The sequence below is a fragment of the Streptomyces sp. NBC_01717 genome, assembly GCF_036248255.1.
Taxonomy (GTDB): domain Bacteria; phylum Actinomycetota; class Actinomycetes; order Streptomycetales; family Streptomycetaceae; genus Streptomyces.
Genome location: NZ_CP109178.1, coordinates 8,778,506 through 8,803,003, shown reverse-complemented (window position 1 = coordinate 8,803,003; position 24,498 = coordinate 8,778,506). Strand labels below are relative to the sequence as shown.

The window sequence follows — 24,498 nt, the reverse complement described above, 5'->3', positions numbered from 1 at the left end:
CCATGCAGGCAACACTCCCGCCCCCGGAACAGCGGGCCGCCGCCTCGTCCGGGTGGCCGACACTGCTGCGCCGGCTGGAGTTCGTGGCCTACCCGGCGGCTGCTGGGTCCGCGTTCGCCGTACTGTCCCTCGGCGTCGTGACGTGGCTGCCCGCGCTCGCCACGATGGGTTACGCCCTGCAGCGGTGGCGCACCGACGGGGACACCCGCTGCTTCACCCGCGCGTTCACCGCGTTCCCGCAGTACTGGCGCAAGCTGTGGCTGCACTCGCTGGTGTCCACTGTCGCGGCCTTCGTCCTCACCGCCAACATCACCCACCTGCTGGGCCGTTCGGAGCCCTGGACGTTCGTGGTACTCGCCGCTCAGGTGGGCATCGCGGCGGCCGCGGTCATCCACCATGTGGCGCTGGCGGCCGAGGCAGGCCGTTCGCCACGGGGGACGGTCCGTTCCTGGTCGCGGGCTGCGCTGGTGCTCGGCTTCGGGTCCGCGGCCCGTGGCACGGCACTGCTCGGCGCGGTGATCTCCGCAGCGCTGCTCTCCCTCGTCGTACCGCTGGGCCCACTGCTTCTCGGCCCGAGCATTCCGGTACTGCTCGCCCTGTCCTTCGCCGATCCCAGGAGGCACACCCCATGAGCCGTTTACTGCGCACCGCCCTCGTCGCCGCCCTCGCCGCCGGCGCTCCGCTCGCCTTCCCGCCGCCGTCCGTCGCGGCGGAGTCGGCGACCGCCTACTACGTGTCGCCGTCGGGCAGTGACTCCGACGCCGGGACGTCGGCGAGTGCTCCGCTCGCCACGATCCAGAAGGCAGTGGACCTGGCGCCGACGGGCGCGGTGGTGCATCTCGCCGCCGGTACGTACGCGCAGGACGTGGTGACGAGGCGGGCCGGCGTCACGATCACCGGACCCTCGACGGCGGTGGTGAACGGGGCGGGCGACGCCCGGATCATTCAGGTGCAGCACGACTCGACCACACTGAGCGGCTTCACCGTGGACGGGCTGCACGGGTCGTCCACCGATGTGTCGGGCTACCGCCTGAAGCTCATCTATGTCATGAGCACGACCCCCGGTAATGGTGTGGGCACGCTGCACATCACCGATATGACGCTGAAGAACGCCGCCGACGAGTGCCTGCGGGTGCGCTATCTCGTCACCGGCGCCGACATCTCCGGCAACACCATCACCAACTGTGGCGTCGCAGACTTCAAGTTCGGCGGCGGTGGCAAGAACGGTGAGGGCATCTACCTCGGCACCGCCCCCGAGCAGCAGGGCGCGAACGGCGCCCCGGACGCGGCACCCGACATCAGCAGGAACAACCGCATCCACCACAACACCATCGCCACCCAGGGCAATGAGTGCGTCGACCTGAAGGAGAACTCGACGAACAACTACGTCGAGTACAACGACTGCAGCGGCCAGAAGGACTCGAGTTCGGGCGGTCTCGACGCGCGCGGCAGCGGCAACATCTTCCGCTACAACACAGTTCACGACAACGTCGGCGCGGGCATCAGGCTCGGTGGTGACACCGCGACGGACGGTATCGACACCAGCGTCTACGGCAACACCATCACCGGCAACGCGGGCGGCGGCATCAAGTTCATGCGCACTCCGCAGGGACCGGTGTGCACCAACACGATGAGCGGCAACACCGGCGGCGACGCCGTCGGCACCTACGGCAGCGAGTACACGCCGACGGGTGCGTGCCCGCAGTGAGCGGCCGGGGACCTGCGAGACGCGGGGTACTGACGGCGGCGGCCGGACTGGCCGCGGCAGCCGCGACGGCGCCAGGTCCGCAGGCCGTGGCGGCGCCGAGTCGCGAGGCGGGCCGTTCACGCTGGACGACCTCCTGGGCGGCCGCGCAGACCGCGCCGACCGCCACCGACACATTGGCGAGCGCCGGACTCACCGACGGGACGTTCACCGCCGCCGTGCGGCTGTCCGCCGGCGGACAGGTCCGGCTGCGGTACGGGCATGCCTTCGGCACCGTGCCGGTCCTGGTCGGGCCGGTGACCGCGGGCGGGCACGCCGTGACCTTCGGCGGGCAGCCGCGGGCGTGGATCGCCGCGGGCGCCTCGCTGACGAGTGATCCGGTCGCCGGTCTGCGTACCACCGAAGCGGCCCTGCTGACCGTGGAGACCCGGCTGCCGGGCCCCACCGGACCGCTCTCCTTCCACCGCAACACCCATGCCTCGCACAGTGTCGACGGCGTCCGCACGACCTCCGTGTTCCTGCTGACGGCCGTCGAGGTGACAGACGCGCACGGACCGGTGATCGCGGTGCTCGGCGACTCCATAGCCGAGGGTGTCGGCACCCCGGACGACGCCGATCTGCGCTGGCCGGACCAGTTGGCGCGACGCCTTCCCGGCTCGGCCGTCGCCAATCTCGGCATCAGCGGCAACCGGGTGCTGCTGGACGACGCCAGGTTCGGTCCGAGCGGACAGGCCCGCTTCGACCGCGATGTGCTGTCGCTGCCCGGACTGCGGACCGTGTTCGTACATCTCGGGGTCAACGATCTTCAGCAGCCGCCCGGTCAGACGGATCCCACGCTCGTCCTGGCCGGCTACCGGCAGCTCGTCCTGCGCGGCAGGGGCGCCGGGCTGCGGGTCGTCGGCGCGACGATCACGCCGTTCGAAGGCTGGGCCCGCTGGACGCCCGGGCTCGAAGCGGTCCGGCAGCGGATCAACGCGACGGTGCGCACCGGCCGGGTCTTCGACGCCGTCGCCGACTTCGACGCCGCGGTCCGCGACCCGGACCGCCCCTCGCGGATGCTGCCCGCGCACGACAGCGGGGACGGACTGCACCCCAACCCCTCCGGCCATGCGGCGCTCGCCGCGGCCGTCGACCGCCGACACCTCCTGTGAGGGCCCGCATCATGAACCGAGGCACTACCCGTGGCGCCACCCGACGCACTGTTCTCGCCGGGGCGGCGGCGCTCGGCGCAGCCGCCGCGCTGCCTGTCACGTCCGCCGGAGGGACCGCGTCCGCCGCAGCGGGTGACGCCGCCGCGCTACGCACCCGCTGGCACACCCTCCTCACCGGCGGCCCGGGTCTCGATCTCACGGACCCGCAGATCGCGGCGACGGTGGCCAGGATCGGCAAAGCCGCGACCACGTCCGTCAAGGGCCTCGACCCGACCCGAACCGACGGGCTGTTCCCCGATCTGACCAGTACCACGCTCTCCAACCACGTCACCACGTCGTTCAAGCGCCTCGCCACGGTCGCGACCGCGTGGGCCGTCCCCGGCACCCCGCAGCACGGCGACACCGCGCTGCGTGATCTGCTGCTGGCCGGCATCGACTGGATGCTGACGAACCGTTACGGCCCCGAGCACACCAGGTTCGACAACGACTGGGACTGGGAGATCGGCTCCGCGCTCGCCCTCAACGACGCGTCCGTCCTGCTGTACGACGCCCTCGGTACCGGGCGGCTGGACCGGATCAGCACGGCCGTCCGGCACTACACGCCCGACCCGAACCTGTGGCGGGCCGACCGGCAGATCGCGACCGGTGCCAACCGGGTGTGGATCTCCACCGTCGTCGCGGTCAACGCGGTACTGCGCGACAACGTCGACGATCTCGTCCGGGTCCGTGACGCTCTTTCGGACGTCGAGGGTTCGGGGGCCAACAGTGTGCTGGCGTTCAACGACACCAGTGCGGCCGCGGAGGGGACCGGCGAGGGGTTCTACTCCGACGGCTCGTTCCTCCAGCACTACAAACACCCGTACAACGGCGGCTACGGCAAGGAGTTGCTCGGCAATCTCTCGCGGCTGCTGAACCTGCTCGCCGGGACGCCGTGGACGGTCACCGACCCCGATCTCGACAACGTCCGGCACTGGGTCGACGACGGCTTCGACCCGCTGATCGCCCGCGGCGACGTGATGGCGTCGGTCTGCGGGCGCGAGATCGCCCGCCCCAGCAAACAAGGGCATGTCTCGGCACAGACGGTCATCGAGGCCGTGGTGCGGCTCATCCCGAGCTTCCCCGGGGACACCGCCGACCGGTTCACGGCGCTGGTCAAGCAATGGATCGCCGAGGACACCTACCGGGACTTCCTCGCCGTCACCGACCTGGCCACACTCGTCGCCGCCCGGCGGATCATCGCCTCGCCCGTCCCGGCGCGCGGCTCGCTGGTCGCCCACAAGCAGCACCCGCGGATGGACAAGGCGGCCCACCACCGGCCGTCGTTCGCGCTCGGCATCTCCGCGTACTCCTCGAGGATCTACAACTACGAGTCGATCCAGAACGAGAACCTGCACGCCTGGCATCTCTCCGACGGCATGGTCCTGCTCTACACGGACGATCTCGGGCACTACAGCGAGGACTACTGGCCGACCGTCGACCCGGCCCGGCTGCCCGGCACCACCGTCATCGCCGGCCGCCCCGGGGATGCGGCCGGCCAGCGCACCACCAGCACGGCGGACTGGGCGGGCGGTGCGGCACTGCCCGGAACGACGCTCGGCGCGTACGGCATGGAGCTGCGCGCGTTCGGGAGTTCGCTGCGCGGTCTGAAGAGCTGGTTCTGCCTGGACGACGTGATCGCCTGTGTCGGCTCGGGCATCACCGCCGACGCGGGCACCGCAGAGACGGTCGTGGAGAACCGCAAACTGCGCGACCCGCAGGCGGCTCTGCTCGTCAACGGCACAGCAGTTCCGGCCGGCGCGGGCTGGTCGGACCGGCTCGACCGGGTCCGCTGGCTGCACCTCGCGGGGACCGGCGGCTACATCTTCCCCAGGGCCACCACGGTCGACGGCGTGCGCGAGGAGCGCACCGCGACCTGGCGCGAGATCAACCTGAAGTACGGCACCGACACCCCCGTCACCCGCCCCTATCTGACGCTGTGGCAGGACCACGGAACGGCACCGGACGGGGCCGGCTACTTCTGGCTGCAGGCGCCCGCCGCGTCCGCCGCACGCACCAGGCTCTGGTCGGACGCACCGCCGGTGAGGCTGGTCGCCGATTCCACGGCCGTGCATGCGGTACGCCGGTGCGCGGACGGGCTGTTCGCGGCGAACTTCTGGACCGCGGGCACCGCTCAGGACCTCACCTCGGACGGCCCCGCGTCGGTGCTGGTGCGGCCCGATGGCAAGACGGTGACGGTGTCCCTGTCCGATCCGACCCAGCTACGGTCCTCGGTTGTGCTCCACCTCGCGCAGCGCGGTCTGACCGTCGTCTCCGCCGATCCGGGCGTCAGCGTCTCGGCCACGGCAACGGGCATCCGGATCACGGCCGACACCGCTGAACGCCACGGCGCAACCCTCACCCTCACCCTGAACAGGAGCTAGACCCGTGCTGTTCGACATGGACCTGGAGCGGCTGCGGGCGTACCGGCCGGAGCCGGAGGAGCCCGCGGACTTCGACGCCTTCTGGGCGAAGACGCTCACCGAGACGGCCCGTCACGAGCTGGACGCCGAGTTCGTCCCCTACGACGCCGGGTTCGCGACAGTCGACGCCTTCGATGTGACGTTCCGCGGCTGGGGCGGGCAACCGGTGAAGGCATGGCTCATGCTGCCGCGAGCACGCTCGGCGCCGCTGCCCGCCGTGGTGCAGTACATCGGCTACAACGGCGGCCGGGGCATTCCGTACTCCTGGCTGACCTGGAGCGCCCTCGGCTACGCGCATCTGATCATGGACAACCGGGGGCAGGGCGGTGGGGGCAAGAACACCGCGGACACCCCGGACATCGGCCCTGACGGCCACGGCTCCTCGTCCCCCGGCTTCCTCACGCGCGGCATCGAGGATCCGTACCGGCACTACTACCGGCGGCTCATCACGGACGCGGTGCGGGCCGTCGATGCGGCGAAGGCGCACGAGGCCGTGGACGCATCGCGGATCGCGGTCCTCGGGGGCAGCCAGGGCGGCGGGCTCGCCCTCGCCGCTGCGGGGCTGCGCGACGATGTGGTGGCGGCGGTCGCCGATGTGCCGTTCCTCTGCCACTACCGGCGCGCCTCGCAGATCACGGACGCGGGCCCGTACGCGGAGATCGCCCGCTGGCTGTCCGGGCACCGCTTCCGGATCGACGAGGCGATGGAGACGCTGTCCTACTTCGACGGGGTCAACTTCGCGGCGCGCGCGACCGCTCCGGCGTGGTTCTCGGTGGGCCTGATGGACAAGATCTGCCCGTCGTCGACGGTGTTCGCCGCCTACCACCGCTACGCCGGACCGGCCGCGATCGAGGTGTTCACGTACAACGGACACGAGGGCGGAGCGGAGTACGACCTGCCGCGCAAACTGGGCGCGCTGCGCGGCGTGTTCGGTCAATAGGTACGGATCAGCAGGTGCGGGTCACCGGCCCAGTGCCGCCATCGCGGCGTTGTGGCCGGGAACCCCGCTGACCCCGCCACCGCGCACGGCGCCCGCCCCGCACAGCAGCACATTGGCGTGCGCCGTCTCGACGCCCCACCGACCGGTGGACTCCGTGGCGTACGGGAAGGCGAGATCCCGGTGGAAGATATGGCCGCCGGGCAGCCGCAGATCCCGTTCGAGGTCCAGCGGGGTCTTCGCCTCGATGCACGGCTCGCCGTTCCCGTCGACGGCCAGACAGTCGGCGATCGGCTCGTCGAGATGCGTGTCGAGTTCGGCGAGCGTGGCCTTGAGGAGGGCGGCGCGTGTCGCCTCGTTGTCCGCTGCGAAGAGCCGGGCGGGCGTGTGCAGGCCGAAGAGAGTGAGGGTCTGGTAGCCGCGGGCGGCGAGGTCGGGACCGAGGATCGACGGGTCGGTCAGTGAATGGCAGTAGATCTCGGACGGGGGCGCCGTCGGCAGCCGGCCCGATGCGGCGTCCCGGTAGGCGTCGGCCAGCTGCCCGTACCCCTCCGCGATATGGAAGGTTCCGGCGAACGCCTGGCGTGGATCGACGGAGCGGTCGCGCAACCGGGGCAGTCGGCGCAGCAACATGTTGACCTTCAGCTGGGCGCCTTCGGCTGGGGCCGGCGGCTCGTCGCCGAGGAGTGCGGCGAGGGCCTGCGGCGATGCGTTGACGAGGACCCGGCGGGCGGCGACCCGGTGTTCACCGTCGGGTGAGCGGACGGTGACCTCGGCCCGGGTGCCGTCGGTCTCGACCCGGGTCGCCTCGTGCCGGACCCGGATCTCGGCGCCCGCCGTCCGGGCGGCCTGCGCGAGGGCGTCGGTGAGCGCGCCCATGCCGCCGACGGGGACGTCCCAGTCGCCGGTGCCGCCGCCGATCACGTGGTAGAGGAAGCAGCGGTTCTGGAGCAGGGACGGGTCGTGCGCGTCCGCGAAGGTGCCGATCAGGGCGTCGGTCAGCACGACACCGCGTACGAGATCGTCGGCGAAGTTCTCCTCGACGGCCACACCGATCGGTTCTTCGAAGAGCATCCGCCAGGCGTCCGGGTCACCGATCCGGTCGCGGAGCGCGTCCCGGCTGGGCAGCGGCTCGGTGAGGGTCGGGAAGACCCGCTCGGCGACCTGCTGCGTCATGCCGTAGAAGCGCTGCCAGGCCGCGTACTCGCGCTCGCCCCCGGTGAGCGCGGCGAACGACTCCCGGGTGGTGTCCCCGCCGACGAGCAGTCCGGTGGAGCGGCCGCCCCGCACGGTCGGTGTGTACGAGGAGACGGTCCGCTTGCGTACGGCGAAGTCCAGCCCGAGATCGCGGACGATCTTCTGCGGCAGCAGGGACACCAGATACGAGTAGCGCGACAGCCGGGCGTCGATTCCGTCGAAGGGACGGGTCGAGACGGCCGCTCCCCCGGTCGTGCCGAGGCGTTCGAGGACGAGGACGGACTGTCCGGCGCGGGCGAGATAGGCGGCGGCGACCAGACCGTTGTGGCCGCCGCCCACGATCACTGCGTCATACGTGTCAGGTGCGGGCATGGCCCTTGGTAACACGGGACGATCGCCTCTGACCAGAGGCGGCGGGTCGGAGGTTCCTGGTCAGTGCGGTTCGACGCCCCGCTGCCGGCGCAGCGCCGCGACCTTGCGGTACAGCTCGACCGCCTCCGTGCCGCGCCCGAGCTGTTCGAGACAGTGCGCCTCGTCGTTCCGGCTGGCGAGCGCGTCGGGGTGGTCGGCGCCGAGGACGCGCTCGCGGGCCTCGGCGACCGTCCGGTACACGGTGAGGGCATCGGCCCAGCGGCCCAGCCAGCCCAGGCCGACCGCGACCTCGCGACGGCTGACGAGGGTGTCGGGGTGGTCGGGGCCGAGGATGCGCTCCCGGATCGTGCACACATCGCGCGACTCGGCGAGGGCTTCCTCCCAGCGGGCCAGTCGCCCCAGATTGACGCCGAGGCCGTGGCGGGCGCGGAGCGTCTCGGGGTCGGCGGGGCCGCCCACCCTGGTCCGGTCGTCGACGAGGGCCCGGTACAGCTCCAGGGCCTCCGCGCTGCGGCCCAGCCTGCCGAGGCTGATGCCGACCTCGTAGCGTGCGGAGAGCGTGTCGGGATGGTCCGCGCCGAGCGCCGCCGCGCGGGCCTGGGCGACTTGCCGATAGGTCTGCAGCGCGTCCGACCAGCGCCCCAACTGGCCCAAGGTGTACGCGACTTCGTAAAGGGTGACCAGGGTGTCGGGGTGACTGGCGCCGAGCAGCCGGCTGCGGGCGTGTGCCACGTCGCGGGCCATCCGGTACGAGTCCTCCAGACGCCCGAGCCTGCTGAGGTTGAACGCGAGGTTGTGCCGGCAGCGCAGGGTGTCGGGGTGGTCGGGGCCCATCGACCGCTCCCTGGAGGCGAGGACCGCGGCGTACACCTGATGGGCCTCGAAGTGGCGGCCGAGCTGGCCCAGTACGTACGCCGCCTCCTGCCGGGCGGCGAGCGTCTCGGGGTGGTCGGGGCCCATGGTCCGTTCACGGCCCTGAGCAACCCGGTCGAACTCGCGCAGAGCGTCCGCGGCGCGGCCGGTGCGGCTGAGGGTGAACGCGACCTCGAACCGGCTGGAGAGGGTGTCGGGGTGGTCGGGACCGAGGGCGTGCTCGCGTTCGGCGGCGACCGCGCGGTGCACCTCGCCGGCCTCCTCCCAGTGGCCGAGCCGGCCCAGGTTGAGGCCCGCGCTGTGCCGGTTGGCGAGGGTGGAGAGCAGTTCCGGCGAGGGTGTGGGCCGCTCGGGCCGGGCGAGCGGGACGCCTCCGGTCAGGGCTCGCAGGTCGGTACCGGTGGTCCATTCGCCGGTCAGGCCTGCGGAGTGGTCGGGCGGGGCGACGCCGAGGTGCGTGGCCCCGGATGCCCTGTGTCCGACGGTCATGCCGCGGGTCCAGGACGGCAGTCGCGGCCCGGGGCCGTGGGGCTGCCGGCCGGGGCGTAGGACGGGAACCGGCGGGGCGAGCCGGACCTGCCCCGACGGCTGGGGATGCCCTGCCGCCGGGAGGTGGCGTTGTTCACCGGTACGTCCGACGGCGATCCGCTGCCGCAGGTCGCCCGCGTCGGCGGGCCGCTCCTCCGGTGTCTTGGCGAGCAGCTCCAGGACGACCCGGTCGAAGAAGCCGGGGAGTTCGGCGCGGTGGGTGCGCAGCGGTTCGGGCTGGGTGTCGCGGTGCCCGACGAGGACGGCCCAGGCGTCGTCGAGGTCGAACGGCGGGACTCCGGTGGCGATCTCGTACAGCACACAGCCCAGTGAGTAGAGGTCGCTGCGGTGGTCGACATGGCCGCCGCTGATCTGTTCGGGCGACATGTAGTGCGGGGTACCCATGGCGATGCCCGTACCGGTGAGGCGCGAGGTGAAGCCGATGTCGTGACCGAGCCTGGCTATGCCGAAGTCGCAGATCTTCACCGTGCCGTCGGTCAGCCGCATGATGTTGGCGGGCTTCAGGTCGCGGTGCACGATGCCCTGTTGATGGGTGTACCCGAGCGCGTCGGCAACCTGCTCGGCGATGTCGACGATGTCGGGCACCGGCAGCGGGTGCTGTTCGTTGTCGTCCAGGAGCTGGCTGAGGTTGCGGCCGTCGAGGAGTTCCATCACCAGGTAGAGCACGCCGTCGTGTTCGCCGAAGTCATGGACGACGGTGACGCCTCGGTGCTGGAGGGCGGCGGCCACCCGGGCCTCGCGGCGGAACCGTTCGCGCAGGATCCGAGTGAACGACTGATCGTGCTGGGGCCCCATCGGCTTGAGACATTTGACGGCCACGTGGCGGCCGAGCGACTCGTCGCGGGCGCGCCACACCTCGCCCATGCCCCCGCGCCCGATCACATCGAGCAGCCGGTACCGGCTCTGGATCAGCCTGGTTTCCGCCATCGCGTGCTGTCGCCCCCGTTGCTTCGCCTACTGCTGCGCCCTCCCCGGCCCGTCCAGTATGGCTGCCGCGTCACGGAGTTTGGAGGGGGCGGGGCGGCTACCGGCGCCGAGTCGTTCCATCGCCTGCACGATGTGGCCGGGCGGGAGTTGCCAGCGCAGCCGCGACGGGATGCAGCGCAGGGCGGTTCCGGTGGCACGCAGGCGCCGGTCGACGGTGCGCAGGGGTGGCGCGGGCCTGCCGTAGAGGTCATGCGCGTACGGGGGCAGTGACTGGTAGGCCAGTGCTGCGACGCGCCGCCACAGCAGTTCGCGCGCCGGGATCAGCAGGGCGTGAACGGGCGGACGGCGGAGGAAGTCGTCGACGTCGAGTGCCTCGGCCCCCGCGGCGAGTTCGGGCCGCACCCGGTCGAAGTAGGCGGCGAGCTGGGCGGTGGTCGCGGGTACGTCGTCGGGGGCGAGGCCCACCAGTCGGGCGCTCGTGCGGTGTTCGTCGATGTAGCGGTCGGCCTGCACGGCGGTGAGGGACTGGCCGGAGCGGAGCTGCACCTGAAGGTAGGAGTCGACCTCGGCGCAGTGCACCCACAGCAGCAGTTCCGGTTCGTCGACACCGTACGTCTCGCCGGTCGCCGGGTCGGTGGCCTTGAGGAGCCGGTGGATCCTGCGGACCCGGCCGCCCGCCTTCTCGGCGGCTTCCGTGGTGCCGTAGGTGATGGTGCCGACGAAGCCGGCCGTGCGCATCAGCCGTCCCCACGCGTCCTTGCGGAAGTCGGAGTTCTGCATGACTCCGCGGACGGCGCGGGGGTGCAGGGCCTGCAGGTACAGGGCGCGCACGCCGGCGATCCACATCATCGGGTCGCCGTGCAGCTGCCAGGTGACGGTTTCGGGTCCGAAGAGCCCCGGATCGGCGTGCGCCATGTCTGCTCCTACCTCCCGCTCGGCCGCGTCCCTACATATGACGTCTGCACCCACAGGATGCGCTGGTACCGGGCTGATGCTCCACGTTCCGGCTCCTGATCGGTCACATCCCGGCGATGACCGCCACGCCGACCCGGCCGCCGTCGACGTCGAGCACGGTTCCGTGGACGAACGCCGCCTCGTCGCCGGCCAGGTACACCGCCGCCTGTGCGATGGACTCGGGGCTGCCGACCCCGCCGGCCGGAGTGCCCTTCATCATGATGTCGCCGGGGTGCGCCTCGGTCTCGTCCGGGGCGGGCGTGCGCACCACACCGGGCGAGATCGCGTTGACCCGCACGCCGGACGGGCCGAACTCGGCGGCCCACGCCCGGGTCAGTGTCTCCACCGCTCCCTTGCTGGAGCTGTAGAGGGCTCCGACGGGAATACCGAGGCGGGCGATCCACGATCCGAGGTTGACGATCGCGCCGCCGCCCGCCTCGGCCATGGCGGGGGCGAGGGCGGCGGTCAGGAAGAAGGGCGCCTTGACGTTGACGGCATAGACCTGGTCGAACGTCTTCTCGTCCGTGGCCGGGGTGGTCGAGCCGGGGTAGATGCCGGCGTTGTTGACCAGGATGTCGACCCGCCCGCCGAGCACCCGGGTCGCCTCGTCGGCGAGGGCCCGGGAGGCCGCCGCACTGCCGTCGAGGTCGGCGGCGACGAAGTCGGCGCGCCCACCGGCGGCCCGGATGCCGTCGACGACCTCCTGTCCGCGCTCGTGGTTCCGGCCGGAGACGGCGACATGTGCCCCCTCGGCGGCGTATGCCTCGGCGATCGCACGTCCGATGTTGCTGGTGGCTCCGGTGACCAGAGCGGTCTTGTGTTGCAGGCGAGTACCCATGATGCGGTGTCTCTTCTCGTCGGTGCGGCGTCGTCGCGGCGCGCGGGATGAACTGGTCCGGGCTGCCGCAAAGCGGCAAAGTGGACCGCGAGGTCCAGAGTGGACTGCGAGGTCCAATGTGAACCCACGAAACTGGACTGTCAAGTCCAATGGAGTTAGCCTGGTCACCCTCGACGCCTCCCGGAAGGTGGGCCGGCAAGGAGGTCACCGACATCGTGCTCACCACCCGTGGAGCCGCCACCCGTCAGCGCATCATCACCGGCGCGGCAGCCCTGATCCGCGACCACGGCGTCGCCGGAGTCAGCCTCGACGACATCCGCGCCACCACCTCCACCAGCAAGAGCCAGCTGTTCCACTACTTCCCGCAGGGCAAGTCCGACCTGCTTCTCGCAGTGGCCGAGTACGAGGCCGAACAGGTCCTCGCCGACCAGCAGCCGATGCTCGGCGACCTCACCAACTGGCAGAAGTGGCAGGACTGGCGCGACCGCGTGATCGAGAAGTACGACGCCCAGCGCGCCGGCTGCCCACTGTCCGCGCTCACCGCCCAACTCGACGTCGCCCGGCCGGCCACGCAGGGCATCATCACGCGGCTGTACGACCGCTGGCACGCCCATCTCTCCGAAGGCGTACAGGCCTTGAAGGACTCGGGCGAGGCAGACGCGGACCTGGATGCCGACGCAGCGGCAACGGCCGTTCTGACCGCTGTCACCGGCGGCGCAACCCTGCTCCAGGCCACCGACTCCCTGACCTACCTCGAGACCTCCCTCGACCAGGCGCTCAATGCCCTGCGCCGGGACGAGACACCTGTGGCGCGGGTCCATTGCTGATCATCACGAGGAGCCCGGCCGGATGCCCTACTCGGCAGGCCAGGCCAAGATGCTCGACAGCCGCCCCCGTGATTGCCTGGTGCCGATGGGCTGTTCAGCGTCTCTGGCCCCGCAGAGACGGCATGAACCGCCACGAGGACACGCATCATGACGCAGTACACACCGGACTACCCGGAAATGATCGTCCCGGTCGGCCATGTCGAGCCTGTTCCGCGCCGCATCCGCGGCTACGCGGCAAACCTTCCCGTCCTCGACACCGTGCGAGCGCGATATGTGTGGCTGTGGCCGGGCTACCCGCAGTACTGCATCCCTCGGGCGGACATCCGGGACGGGGTGCTCCTCGACGAGGGCCGAAACGTGGCACTACGGATCGGCACGGCGCGCCGCCACACCCTCCGACTGGGCTCGCTCACCCGCTCGGGCGCGGCCTGGGAATGGGCTGACGACGCTCCACCCGCCATCTCCGGCTCCGTCAGCTTCCGCTGGGAGGCCCTCGACACATGGTTCGAGGAGGACGAGCAGGTCTTCGTCCACCCTCGCAGCCCCTACACCCGCGTCGACGCGCTGCGGTCGAGCCGCAGTGTCCGCGTCATGCTCGACGGAGCCGTGCTCGCCGACGCGCCGTCCTCGGTGATGGTGCTGGAGACAGGCCTCCCGACGCGCTACTACCTCGACCGCGTGCGCATCGACTGGACACGCATGCAGCCCACCGACACCGTCACCGACTGCCCCTATAAAGGCAGGACCAGCGGTTACTGGTCTGTCACAACCGACACGGCCACCTACCCCGACCTCGCCTGGGCGTACGACTTCCCGACCCGGCAGGTAATGCCCGTCGCCGGATTGGTCGCCTTCTACAACGAACACGTGGACCTCTACCTCGACGGGCAACTTCTTCCACGGCCTGCCGCCGTCACCAGAGCCCTCTGGGAGCAGGAACACCGGTCAACAAGCTGATCGCCGCCGAACGCGCCGCCGCCGGATTCGTCCCCGGCATCCGGGTCCGCAGCAGCGACTCCTCCGTGCTGACCTCGCTCGCGGCCGCCGGAGCCGGAGTCGCGCTCGTGCCCCGCCTGCCCTGCATGAGGCGAACGCACCACTGAGCCTGCACCCGCTGATGCAGCCCGTCACCCGGACGATCGACACCGCCAGCCGCACCGGCACCACCGGCCGCCCGGGCCTGCGACACCTGCTCGACGTCCTCAAGGAGACAGCCGCCGCCTCCCTGACCGCCCCGGCCTGAGACCGGAGCGCCGGACCGGGTTTCCCGTTGACACTCGCCCACATCGCCCACGTGGGCGCCGGTCATACGCCGGGGCCCCAGTGGGTGGGCCGCCCGGGTGAATATTCTCCCGCCGGGTCCTACCGTAAATCCCGTCGGCCAGGCCGACCGGCATACTGCGCAAATGGTTGCGCATATTAGAATTCCTGCCTTGATTCACCAGACCTGGAAAGACACGGACGTACCCCCGGAATGGCAGAAATGGGCCGATTCCTGGCGCATCCAGCATCCCGGCTGGGGCTACCGATTGTGGACCGACGCGGACAACCGCGCATTCCTCCAGGAGCACTATCCGTGGTTCCTGCCGGTCTACGACGGCTATCCCGAAGCGATCATGCGGGCCGACGCAATTCGCTATTTCCTGCTCGACCATTTCGGCGGCCTCTATGTGGATCTGGATTTCGAGTGCCGGAAGCCGGTCACCGAAATCCTGGACGGGCACGATCTCGTCCTCGGCTGCGAGCCCGACGCGCACACCCGGCTACTGCTGGCCCGCCAACGCGGATTCGACCGCATCGTCGGCAACGCGTTCATCGCGTCACGGCCGGGCCACCCGTTCTGGGCCCATGTACACCGCCAGATGGTTGCCACCCACAAGCTGCCCAGCACTCTGGACGTGACAGGGCCGTTCTTCCTCACCAGAGCGGTCGAGAGCGCCCCGGAGCCTGAGTCGATCACGGTTCTCGAAGCGGAGATCCTGTACCCCGAGGTGAGCCCGTACGCGACAGAGCTGTTCGGGCCGCAGGAAGCCGACTACGACCGTGCGTACGCCGTACACCACTGGTCGGGCAGCTGGGCGTACAACACCTCCGGGACGCCACGGAATTCGGCCGGCAAACGGTTCCCGTTCTGGGTGAGCCAGGAGATGCAACCGGTCGCCGACGGCTCGATGAGCCTCGACGCGCAGCGCCGCCGCTGGGCCTCGGGCGCGCCCGCGCCGACGGTGTCCTGTCTGATGGTGACCAAGGACCGCTCGGCGACGGCGCGACGTGCGATCAGATGCTTCCTCACCCAGACCTACCCGAACCTGGAACTGGTCGTGGTGGAGGACGGCACCGATGACGCCCTCGCACAGCACATCCGCGACCTGGGCGACCCTCGGATCCGCCATCACCGGCTCCCCCCGGAGGGGCGGACGTTGGGCGAACTGCGCAATGAGGCGGTGGACCGGGCCACCGGGCCCTACGTGTGCCAGTGGGACGACGACGACCTGTATGACCCGGAGCGGGTCGAGACGCAGATGGCCGCGATTCTCGCGCTCGGCGCCGAGGCGTGCTTCCTCGCCCGCGAGCGGTTGTGGTGGCCCGCCCGCCGCAAGCTCGCGGTCTCCTGTGCGCGGGTCTGGGAAGGGTCGATGGTGTGCGCGAAGGACCGGCTCCCGCGCTACCCGGCGCAACGCCGCGGCGAGGACACCCCGGTAGCGGAAGGGGTGGTCCGGAGCTGCCGGGTCGTATCGATCGACGCGCCCGAGCTGTACACGTATGTGTGCCATGGGAACAACACGTTCAACGAGTCCCATTTCGCGGAGCACTTCGCGGTGGCGACCGAGATCTGGGCCGAACCCGGCGCTTACGCCGAACGGTTGCTGGCCATGGCGACCCGGCTGCCGATCGAGCCGGGGGACATCGCCCACGCCGAGACCGGCCCCGCCGCCACTCGAACCTCCGGGCGACCACAGGCGGTCGTGGAGCCCGCCGCGGCCCCGGCTGGTGAGCGGCCCCTGGTGCTGGTGCTCACCCCCCTCAAGGACGCCTCCGCGTTCCTGCCCGGCTATCTGGACAGCCTTCGCGCCCTGGACTACCCGCGCGAGGCGATCTCGCTGGGACTTCTGGAGGGCGACAGCAAGGACACGACACCGGAACTGCTCCAGCATGTCCTGCCCCGCCTCGAGGCGGAGTACCGGCGGGTCACCCTCGTACGCCGTGACTTCGGCCTCCAGTTGGCCGGGCCCCGTTGGGAGGCCGGCATCCAGCGCCGACGCCGATCCGTGCTGGCCAAGGTGCGCAACCAGTTGCTCTCCCGGGCCCTCGTCGACGAGGAGTGGGTGCTATGGCTCGACGTCGATGTCACCGACTATCCGGCCGACCTCGTCCAGCGCCTGCTCGGCACGCGTAAGGACATCGTCGTCCCGCACTGTGCCGCCGCGCCCGGTGGGCCCACGTACGACCTCAACACCTTCGTCCTTCAGCCCAGAGCCGGCACGCTCAACTGGTCCCAATGGCTTCGCGACGGCATCCTCCAGCCCCCCAAGGGGTTCGGTCGGACGTACCTCGACGAGTTGCGCGGACAGGGACTCGTCCGCGTCGATTCGGTCGGCGGCACCGCATTGCTGGTCCGCGCCGACCTGCACCGCGACGGCCTGATCTTCCCGCCCTTCCCCTATCTGCACCTCATCGAGACCGAGGGCCTGGCCGCGATGGCACGGGACATGGGCACCGCCTGCTGGGCGTTGCCGGACCTGGAAGTCGTGCACCCGCACCACGTCCCGGAGCCTGCGCACGCCGGGGCCACGTCCCTTGCCTGACCAACAGGGGCCGCAGAGACGCCGACACAGCCATTACGCAACAAGGAGTAATCGTTTTGACACGTTATGTATGCAAATCCTACGGTAACGCTACTGCCCCGCCGTGAAGTTCGCCGGCATGACCGGGCAGCTCCCCCACCCCCCGAGAGAAAGGGCCCCACTGTGAAGGCCCGTGTCATCACCTCCCTGGCGCTCCCCGCGGCGCTGGCCACCGCCGGACTGCTCAACACCGCGGAGGCCGCCTACGCCGCCACCGCCGGTTCGGACACGCTGACAACGTCGGCGAAGTACGGGTACCAGGAACAGCCGATGGGCGACGTCACCCTCACCCCCGGATCCGTACACCCCTGCACGCCGATGGGCAACGTCACGATCACCGACTACGGCCACCGGTGCTGCACCCCCGTGGGCAACATGACCGTTACCGATTACGGCCAGTACAGCACGCCGGTGGGCAACCTGACCGTCTGTTACTACGGGCACCACCACCAGCACGGATACGACGACTACGACAACTACTCCCCCTGGTTCCAACAGCAGCACAGCTAGGACGTGGTCCAGCGGGTCCGGCCCGGCGGGTGGCTCTCGAACGCCGGGGGGGCGCCACCCGACATGCCGGAATCCGTCCGACCAGCCGTATCCCCCCTGAATCCATCTCCTTCCCGTTCCGAAGCGAAAGACGACGCATGCCCCACGGTTCCGACCCTGTGGTCTCGGTGGTCATCCCCTGTCATGACTACGCCCGCTATCTTCCCGAGGCGGTGTCCAGCGTCCTTGCCCAGACGTTCCGCGACTGGGAACTCGTCATCGTCGACGACGGCAGCACCGACGACACGGTCGAGGTGACCCAGGGCCTGATCGCCCGCCACCGCGACCGGCGCATCAGGCTGCTCCAGCAGCCCAATGCCGGGGTCTCCGCCGCCCGCAACACCGGGATCGAGGCCAGTACCGGCCGCTACATCCTTCCGCTGGACGCCGACGACGTGATCGCGGCCACCATGCTGGAGAAGACCGTCGGAGTACTGGACAGCGACCCCGGCATCGCCATCGCCTCGACCGATGTGTTCACCTTCACCGACGACGACCTGCCCCCGCAGGCGATGCCCCTCCCCGCCTACAGCAGAGAACTGCTGCTCCAGCGACTGATCATGTTCTACTGCTCGCTGTACCGCCGTGTCGCCTGGCAGACCGTGGGCGGGTACGACGAGAGCATGCGGGCCGGAGAGGACTGGGACTTCTGGATCGGCTGCGTCGAGCACGGCTTCGATGCCCACCACACCCATGAGGCACTCTTCGGGGCCCGCAACAAGGACACCGGATTGCACCTGGAAGCCGCCGAGAACGACCTGGCCATCCGCGCGCGCATCGTCGCCAACCACCCAGGCCTGTTCAAGCCGATCACCCGTGGCTGGGCGCAAGCCGTCCTCAGCCAGGACGCGGAAGCCGGCCTGCACGACGAGCACGTGCCCGACGACATCCTCACCCGAGCCGCCGAGATGGATCAGTTCCTCACGGCAGTCATGGCCCTGCAGCGCACCACGCGGGTGCAGTACTACCACATCAAGCGACTGGAGAAGGCGCTGGCCGCTCACAACGGCACCGCCGGCCCGATTCCCCAGGAGAGGGGTCCCGCCCCGACGGCTTCCACCGTTTGACAGCCGCGTCGAGGGCGGTGGCCAGAAGCCGCCCTCGTCCCCTGAACCGCCGAATCCTGGTCACCACCGGTGTGGCCATGATTCATAGCCGGCACCTGCTGACGCCCCTGACCCGCAGTGATGCCAATGAGGTTCAGCACGTACAGGGCAAAATTCAGAGAGATACATGGCGCTTCGGTACACGATCGCGCCCGTATATGTCGGCCCCACGGGAGCATCCGACCTCGGAGCCGAAGCCCCGGCCGTGCGCAGTGGTCCGGAGCGGTGAGCAACCGTATCGAGCCATGCTCGATGTCCCGCACGATGTCATTGAGTACGTCTCCTGGCTCATCTGCGCCCAAGGACGTGAACTCAAATCCTGTGGCTCAAGCTCGGTTGCTGTCAGCAGGCTCTGCTCACCCTGGTCCACCTGCGCGAGAAGGGGCCCCGTAGAACCGGTGCCGATTTCGCGTCCGGTAGCGGCAACGGGTGGGACGCGCGGCGTCGTCTGCGTCGGCACCCGAAGCGGGCACCGGACGGCCCCACACGCCGAACGCGTTCGTTACGATCCCGGTATGACTGCGAGAAGAGAGCCGATCAGTCGCCGGGAGCGTCCAGCCAAGCCCGCCCTTTCCCAGCGGTGGATCGTGGACACCGCCGTGCGGGTCATGCGCGCCGAGGGGCTGGAGAAGGTCACCATGCGCCGCCTGGCTCAGGAACTGGACACCGGTCCGGCCTCGCTTTACGTCTACGTGGCCAACACCGCCGAATTGCACGCGGCCGTGCTGGACGCCCTGTTGGGGGATGTCGACCTGGCCGGCGAAGGAGCCGGGAACGGCTGGCGTGACCAGCTCCTGGCCGTGCTGACGTCCTACACCCTCGTGCTGTTCGAGCATCCGCAGCTCGCCAGGTCGGCTCTTGTGGCGCGACCCAACGGCGAGAACTACCTGCGGCTGGTGGAGCGCATCCTGGATCTGCTGTCCCGCAGCGGAGCATCCCGCGAGCAGGTCGCCTGGGGGGTCGACAAGCTGCTCCAAGACGCCACGGCCACCGCCGCCGAGCAGTCGACACGGGAGCACGACCCCGCGGCCGAGGACGACTGGAACGCACTCACCCGGGCGCTGCACGCCGTGGACGAGACCTCCCACCCGGCGATCAAGGCGCACATGCCCGCTCTGCTCAGCGGCTCCGTCAGGGACCGCACGCGCTGGAGCTTCGACGTACTCGTGAACGGCATCACGCACACACCCGTCCGCGGCGCTGGGGGCTGAGGCGCCTTTCACCGGCGGCCCGGCAGGCGCGTCCGCGTCCCGCCGGGCCGATCACGTGCGCGCTGGCGAACTTGTTCGCAACGAACATGTTCGTTAGAGTCAAAGTGTTCGGTCGGGACCCACTCCGACGTAGCCGTTGGCTCGCCGCCCCGTGGCGGACCGGGGGGTGCCCACCCCCACACCCTTCCCAGTGGTCCGCTTCCTGCACGCCCGCACACCCTTTCGGAGGCCCTCATGAGCACCCACTACCCCATCGCGATCATCGGCGGAGGTCTCGGCGGCCTCACCGCCGCCCGGGTCCTGCACACGGCCGGCATCGAGGCGACGCTCTTCGAGCTGGAGGCGTCCGCGGAGGCCCGCACGCAGGGCGGCATGCTCGACATCCATGAGGAGAACGGCCAGAAAGCACTGCATGCCGCCGGCCTTTACGACGACTTCTGCAAGATCATCCACGAGGGCGGCCAGGCCATGCGCCTTGTTGGCGCCGACGGCACTGTCCACGTCTCCAAGGAGGACGACGACAGCGGTGACCGCCCCGAGGTGGACCGGGGCGATCTGCGCGACCTGCTGCTGAACTCCCTGCCGGGCGACATGATCCGCTGGGGCAGCAAGGTGACCGGCGCGCGTCCGCTGGGCGACGGACGCCACGAGGTGGCCTTCGCCGACGGCTCCACCATGACCACCGACCTGTTGGTCGGCGCCGACGGCGCCTGGTCGCGGATCCGGCCACTGGTCTCGAACGCCAGGCCTGCCTACACCGGCATCTCGTTCGTGGAGACCGACCTCCTGGACGCAGATGGCCGCCACCCGCGCAGCGCCGCCGCCATCGGTGGCGGGTTCTTCATCTGCCTCGGCGACCAGCGCGGCTTCCTCGCCCACCGGGAGACCGACGGCAGCCTCCACGTCTACACCGCCCTCAAGGCCGACGAGGGCTGGCTGGACACGGTCGACTTCGGCGACACGGCAGCCGCCAAGGCGGCGGTCCTCGCACACTTCGAGGGCTGGGACGAGGGCCTGCGTGGCCTTGTCGCCGATGCCGACGGCCCGCTCACTCCCCGCCGCATCCACGCCCTGCCCATCGGACACCGCTGGGACCGGGTGCCGGGCGTGACACTGCTGGGCGACGCCGCCCACCTGATGTCCCCCTTCGCCGGGGAGGGCGCCAACCTGGCCATGCTCGACGGCGCGGAACTCGGCCGGGCCATCGCGGCTCACGCAGGCGACGTCGAGGCCGGCCTGGCCGCGTACGAGGAGGCACTCTTCCCCCGCAGCGAGGCGTCCGCCGCCGAGTCCGCCAGCAGCCTGGAGACCATGTTCGGCGAGGGCGGCCTGGAGAAGACGATCGAGTTCTTCACCACCGGCCCGGCGGGTGCGTGACGGTTTGGCCGCTGACCAGCACACTCTCCGATCCGGGAGAATCCCCATGTCCGCGCCCCACCCGCGCATCCTTCAGATACGGCCCGGCCACGACCTTCACTTGCGAGCCACCCAAAGCTCCCATCCGGGCCGACGAGTGCCGCATCAGACACCGTTCGCCCTGTTGCGACTGGACAACCATCCCGAAAGGAAGAACGCGACAATCTCGTTGTTCCTGACGGTCTCCGTATGAGAGCTATGTGCGGCCGGAGCGCGATGCGTTCTGCACGTAAGGAATCCACCAGCGCCTTCAGCGAGCGGATTTGGTGGAACGGAAACGCGCCCGGTAGGTGGTGGGTGCGACTCCTAGCGTGTGGTGGAAAGCGCGGCGCATGGTCTCCGCAGAACCGAAACCGGACTGGCTCGCTACGGCTTCGACGGGTTCGTCACCAGCCTCAAGCAGGGCTCGAGCGCTCTCCAGCCTCGCCGATTCGAGGTACTGACCTGGCGACATTCCGGTTTCGCCGCGAAACAGGCGAGTCAGGTGGCGGGGGCTGACGCCGACGTCCCGGGCGAGTGTGTCCAGGCTGTGCGGGGCTGCTGGGTCGGCCACGACAGTGTCCATGGCCCGTCGCAGCCGGGGATGCCTGGCCTCACGCGGAGTCAGGCGGACGCTGAACTGAGACTGCCCCGCCGGACGGGCCATGAATACGACGAGTTCGCGTGCTACTTCGCGTGCCAGGTCGGGGCCGTGGTCGTCCTCGACCAAGGAGAGCGCCAGGTCGATGCCTGCGGTGATGCCGGCGGAGGTGGTGACGTGCCCGTCCCTGACGAAGAGCGGATCCGTTTCCACGCTGACCAGCGGATAGGCTGCCGCCAGTTCGTCGGCCAGCCGCCAGTGTGTGGCCGCTCGTCTCCCGTCCAGCACGCCGACGTGCGCGAGCAGGAAGGCTCCAGCGCACACCGAGGTGACACGGTCGGAGCGGTGAACCAACTCGGTGACGCATTCCACGATATCGACGTCGGCGACCGCTCGCCGCCAGTCGCGTCGGCCGGCCACGACGACGGTACTCAGCCGCGCCGGCAGACTCCTCGCGGCGCTGTCCACGCCGATCCGTACCCCTGAGGAGGTACGCACGTCTGCGCCGCTCGGAGAGACTGCCCGGACGTCATAGCGGGCACCGAACAGGTTGGCTGTCCCGAACACCTCGGCGGGGCCGGTCACATCCAACAACTGCACGCCCTCGAATGCGGTGATGGCCACCACTCGATCCGGTGGACCTGCGCTTACTCGGGCCACGGGGAGTCCAGGATGGTGCGGACGAAGTCACCACGCTCGAAGCCAGGCACATAGTGGGCGAGGACATCGGCCTTGACGTTACCGAAGGTGGTTTCCGGCTTGGGCCGCACGCCCTCGGTGAAGGCGTCCAGAATGCGGCGCTTGAAGTCGGGGCGGGGATGCAGAGCCACCACTGCGGAACGCTCCGCCTCTGAAATCTCGTCATAACCGATGCCCAGCACGTCGGTCTCCACGCCCGCCGTCACCAGAGCTACTTCCGGCTCCATGAACTCCGGGACGCCCGGAGTGGTGTGCAGGGCGATAGCGGTCCACACACGGCGAATGCTGTCCTCGGGCACGCTCCTTGCCTGCAGGAAGCGTCGGGCCTCGTCGGCCCCGTCCACCTCGAACCGGCGCCCACTGTCGTGGAACGGCTCGCCCAACCCAAGGTCATGGAACATCGCCGCGACATAGAGCAGCTCCGGGTCAAAGCTGAGATCCCGGTTGCGGCCTTGAAGGCTGCCGAAGAAGTACACCCGCCGCGAGTGATCGTAGATGAGATCATTCGTAGTGTCCCGGACGAGCTGAGTCGCCTCACCCGCCAGTTTTGAATCCGGGACCTGCACTCCAGCCGCGGAAAAGTCGTTCGCCACCGCTACCACCTGCTTCTTCGTCCGCCGGCACTTCCGGCGCACCTCCAGTCTCCGAACCAAGCCACGACTCCGCCATGGCCACGAGGCCATACAGCCCACAGATACAGACATCCAGCAAGAAGGCCGTCAGGCGGGCTCATCCGGTGGATCCGGCCATGGCGTCGTGGGCGGGCACGGACAGCTCTGCGGAGCGATGCGCATCGCGCTGCGCGGCTACGTATATTCGCACCCGCGGCAGTGGTCGGTCGCGGGCACTCGGCCTGGACCGTGGTCAGGTCGGCGGCGGAGGTGCGACGAAGATCGAAAACCCTCGAAGAAGAGTCAGGCGCGGCGTGTCACGCCCGCCAGTTCGTCGCACCACCGCCTCCAATGTACGTGCTCCGGTTCGGTACTTTGCGCTGCTGCAGTGTGGAGTGGGCGTGTGGGGCGGTCTTGGTGGAAACGGGTGCCGCAGTCGGCACCGAAGGAGTCGATGATGCTAGCCCCTCGAATCCCGCTCAACTTCTTCGGCATGTCCTTCGGCCTGGCCGGTCTGGCCGAGACGTGGTTGACCGCCGCCCAGCAGGGCCATGCGCCCGACACGGTGGGAGTTGTCCTGCTGGTCATCGCAGCACTGGTGTGGCTGGCTACCGTTGTCGGCTATCTGCGGTACGTGGGAGCCGGCGCCGGGCGGCTGAAAGCCGACCTGACGGACGCTGTTGCCGGGCCATTTGCCTCGCTTGCCCTGATCACCCCCATGATCCTGGCCGCCCAGGGCCTCGCTCCGCATGCCGCGAACGCAGGGAAGATCGTGGTCGACGTCTTCCTCGTGCTGACCGTGCTGCTCGGCGGATGGTTCACTGGACAGTGGGTCTACGGCCCGCTTGAACTGGACCATTTGCACCCGGGGTACTTTCTGCCCACTGTCGCAGGCGGCCTGATCGCTGCTGCTTCGGCGGCCGATGTCGGACAACAGCGATTGGCTGAAGTCATGTTCGGACTCGGGCTGATTTGCTGGCTCATTCTTGGCTCGATGATCCTGACCCGGTTGCTGTTTCGTCCGTCCCTGCCGGCGCCGCTCCTGCCGACGCTCGCCATTGAGGTGGCACCGGCCGCAGTGGCATCACTGGCCTATTTCGCTATCAACGGCGGCCTCGACATCTTCGCCGCCGGACTGGCCGGGTACGGACTGCTGATGGTTCTGGCGCAACTGCGCCTGCTGCCGCTGTTCCTCCCCCTCAAGTTCACACCCAGCACGTGGGCGTTCACGTTCTCCTGGGCCGCGGTCTGCACCGTGGCACTGCACTGGATCGAGACCGGCCGCCCCGCGGGTCACCTCGCCTACACCTACCTCGTGCTTGCTGCGGTCACCGCGCTCATCGGCGCAATCGCCTTGCGCACGCTGATTGCTCTGGGCCGCCGCCAGCTTCTTCCCAAGCCGCCCGCTGTGCGCCCATGACTTCGATGCGTTCGAACCGGCGCGGTCTCATGCCCTCGCGCCGGCCGCCGAGCGCCGAGGGGTCATGCCGATATCGAACAGGAGGCTTGATTGCCTCCCCAGGCTCCTGCCGCCACCAGACCTTCGACTACGGCACGTCGGCCGGCGACCTCACGCATGCGGCCGACGCTGTGGCCGGAGAGCGAGAAAGCGAGCAGCTGAGAATTGGCGCCTGGGAGTCGGAAGTCCCTTCTTGAGCAACGTGACAGCCCCCGATGACAGCAGCCGTCGCT

General features: G+C 69.7%; 20 protein-coding genes. 14 read left to right on the top strand and 6 right to left on the bottom strand.

The features are described from left to right. The first annotated feature begins 2 nt into the window (after window positions 1–2). The 5 genes from OHB49_RS39835 (at window position 3) to OHB49_RS39815 (ending at window position 6,255) form a co-directional block, all read left to right on the top strand. Window positions 3–632, top strand: a complete 630-nt coding sequence (locus OHB49_RS39835) for a YesL family protein (RefSeq protein ID WP_329165810.1) — start codon at window positions 3–5, stop codon at window positions 630–632. Beyond that, the gene (locus OHB49_RS39830; protein ID WP_329165809.1) at window positions 629–1,708 is read left to right on the top strand and encodes a right-handed parallel beta-helix repeat-containing protein; all 1,080 of its coding nucleotides are present in this window, start codon (window positions 629–631) and stop codon (window positions 1,706–1,708) included. The genes OHB49_RS39835 and OHB49_RS39830 overlap by 4 nt, the downstream gene beginning before the upstream one ends. Window positions 1,709–1,794: 86 nt before the next feature. Next, window positions 1,795–2,856, top strand: coding sequence for an SGNH/GDSL hydrolase family protein (locus tag OHB49_RS39825; protein WP_443079615.1), 1,062 nt, complete (start codon window positions 1,795–1,797; stop codon window positions 2,854–2,856). A gap of 11 nt (window positions 2,857–2,867) precedes the next feature. Beyond that, window positions 2,868–5,276: a polysaccharide lyase 8 family protein gene (locus OHB49_RS39820; RefSeq protein WP_329165807.1), complete on the top strand. Its 2,409-nt coding sequence runs from the start codon at window positions 2,868–2,870 to the stop codon at window positions 5,274–5,276. A 4-nt stretch (window positions 5,277–5,280) separates the two neighbouring features. Further along, on the top strand, window positions 5,281–6,255 hold the full coding sequence (locus OHB49_RS39815) for an acetylxylan esterase (RefSeq protein ID WP_329165806.1): 975 nt from the start codon (window positions 5,281–5,283) through the stop codon (window positions 6,253–6,255). Window positions 6,256–6,276: 21 nt separating this feature from the next. Here OHB49_RS39815 and OHB49_RS39810 read toward each other — a convergent pair whose 3' ends face one another. The 4 genes from OHB49_RS39810 to OHB49_RS39795 all read right to left on the bottom strand — a co-directional run bounded on the left by OHB49_RS39810 (window position 6,277) and on the right by OHB49_RS39795 (window position 11,962). Further along, complete coding sequence (locus OHB49_RS39810; RefSeq protein ID WP_030975307.1) at window positions 6,277–7,821, bottom strand: phytoene desaturase family protein; 1,545 nt, start codon at window positions 7,819–7,821, stop codon at window positions 6,277–6,279. 60 nt (window positions 7,822–7,881) lie between these two features. Beyond that, on the bottom strand, window positions 7,882–10,170 hold the full coding sequence (locus OHB49_RS39805) for a serine/threonine-protein kinase (protein ID WP_329165805.1): 2,289 nt from the start codon (window positions 10,168–10,170) through the stop codon (window positions 7,882–7,884). A gap of 27 nt (window positions 10,171–10,197) precedes the next feature. Then, complete coding sequence (locus OHB49_RS39800; protein WP_329165804.1) at window positions 10,198–11,085, bottom strand: oxygenase MpaB family protein; 888 nt, start codon at window positions 11,083–11,085, stop codon at window positions 10,198–10,200. Between the two features lie 103 nt (window positions 11,086–11,188). Next, window positions 11,189–11,962, bottom strand: coding sequence for an SDR family NAD(P)-dependent oxidoreductase (locus OHB49_RS39795; protein ID WP_030975301.1), 774 nt, complete (start codon window positions 11,960–11,962; stop codon window positions 11,189–11,191). A gap of 215 nt (window positions 11,963–12,177) precedes the next feature. Between OHB49_RS39795 and OHB49_RS39790 the strand changes: the two genes are divergently transcribed. From OHB49_RS39790 to OHB49_RS39755, 8 genes are all read left to right on the top strand, one after another. Further along, complete coding sequence (locus OHB49_RS39790) at window positions 12,178–12,789, top strand: TetR/AcrR family transcriptional regulator (RefSeq protein WP_329165803.1); 612 nt, start codon at window positions 12,178–12,180, stop codon at window positions 12,787–12,789. Window positions 12,790–12,936: 147 nt separating this feature from the next. Then, the gene (locus OHB49_RS39785) at window positions 12,937–13,746 is read left to right on the top strand and encodes a DUF427 domain-containing protein (protein ID WP_329165801.1); all 810 of its coding nucleotides are present in this window, start codon (window positions 12,937–12,939) and stop codon (window positions 13,744–13,746) included. Window positions 13,747–13,906: 160 nt separating this feature from the next. Next, the gene (locus tag OHB49_RS39780; RefSeq protein ID WP_329165800.1) at window positions 13,907–14,032 is read left to right on the top strand and encodes a hypothetical protein; all 126 of its coding nucleotides are present in this window, start codon (window positions 13,907–13,909) and stop codon (window positions 14,030–14,032) included. Between the two features lie 190 nt (window positions 14,033–14,222). Then, window positions 14,223–16,595, top strand: a complete 2,373-nt coding sequence (locus OHB49_RS39775) for a glycosyltransferase (RefSeq protein ID WP_329165799.1) — start codon at window positions 14,223–14,225, stop codon at window positions 16,593–16,595. Window positions 16,596–16,757: 162 nt separating this feature from the next. Beyond that, the gene (locus OHB49_RS39770; protein WP_329165798.1) at window positions 16,758–17,144 is read left to right on the top strand and encodes a hypothetical protein; all 387 of its coding nucleotides are present in this window, start codon (window positions 16,758–16,760) and stop codon (window positions 17,142–17,144) included. A gap of 137 nt (window positions 17,145–17,281) precedes the next feature. Beyond that, entirely contained in the window at window positions 17,282–18,250 is a 969-nt protein-coding gene (locus tag OHB49_RS39765; protein WP_329165797.1) for a glycosyltransferase family 2 protein, read from the top strand. Window positions 18,251–18,804: 554 nt separating this feature from the next. Next, window positions 18,805–19,500, top strand: a complete 696-nt coding sequence (locus OHB49_RS39760) for a TetR/AcrR family transcriptional regulator (RefSeq protein WP_329165796.1) — start codon at window positions 18,805–18,807, stop codon at window positions 19,498–19,500. 234 nt (window positions 19,501–19,734) lie between these two features. Further along, window positions 19,735–20,877 carry an FAD-dependent oxidoreductase gene (locus tag OHB49_RS39755; RefSeq protein WP_329165794.1) on the top strand — a complete coding sequence of 381 codons (1,143 nt, stop codon included), beginning with the start codon at window positions 19,735–19,737 and terminating at the stop codon, window positions 20,875–20,877. Between the two features lie 289 nt (window positions 20,878–21,166). On the opposite strand, the gene OHB49_RS39750 is transcribed toward OHB49_RS39755, so the two are convergent. Together OHB49_RS39750 and OHB49_RS39745 are read right to left on the bottom strand one after the other, a co-directional pair. Next, window positions 21,167–22,120, bottom strand: coding sequence for a GlxA family transcriptional regulator (locus OHB49_RS39750; protein ID WP_329165793.1), 954 nt, complete (start codon window positions 22,118–22,120; stop codon window positions 21,167–21,169). A gap of 23 nt (window positions 22,121–22,143) precedes the next feature. Continuing rightward, complete coding sequence (locus OHB49_RS39745) at window positions 22,144–22,788, bottom strand: HD domain-containing protein (protein WP_030975284.1); 645 nt, start codon at window positions 22,786–22,788, stop codon at window positions 22,144–22,146. Between the two features lie 472 nt (window positions 22,789–23,260). On the opposite strand from OHB49_RS39745, the gene OHB49_RS39740 reads away from it, so the two are divergent. Then, complete coding sequence (locus OHB49_RS39740) at window positions 23,261–24,226, top strand: TDT family transporter (protein ID WP_329165791.1); 966 nt, start codon at window positions 23,261–23,263, stop codon at window positions 24,224–24,226. Window positions 24,227–24,498 lie beyond the last annotated feature (272 nt).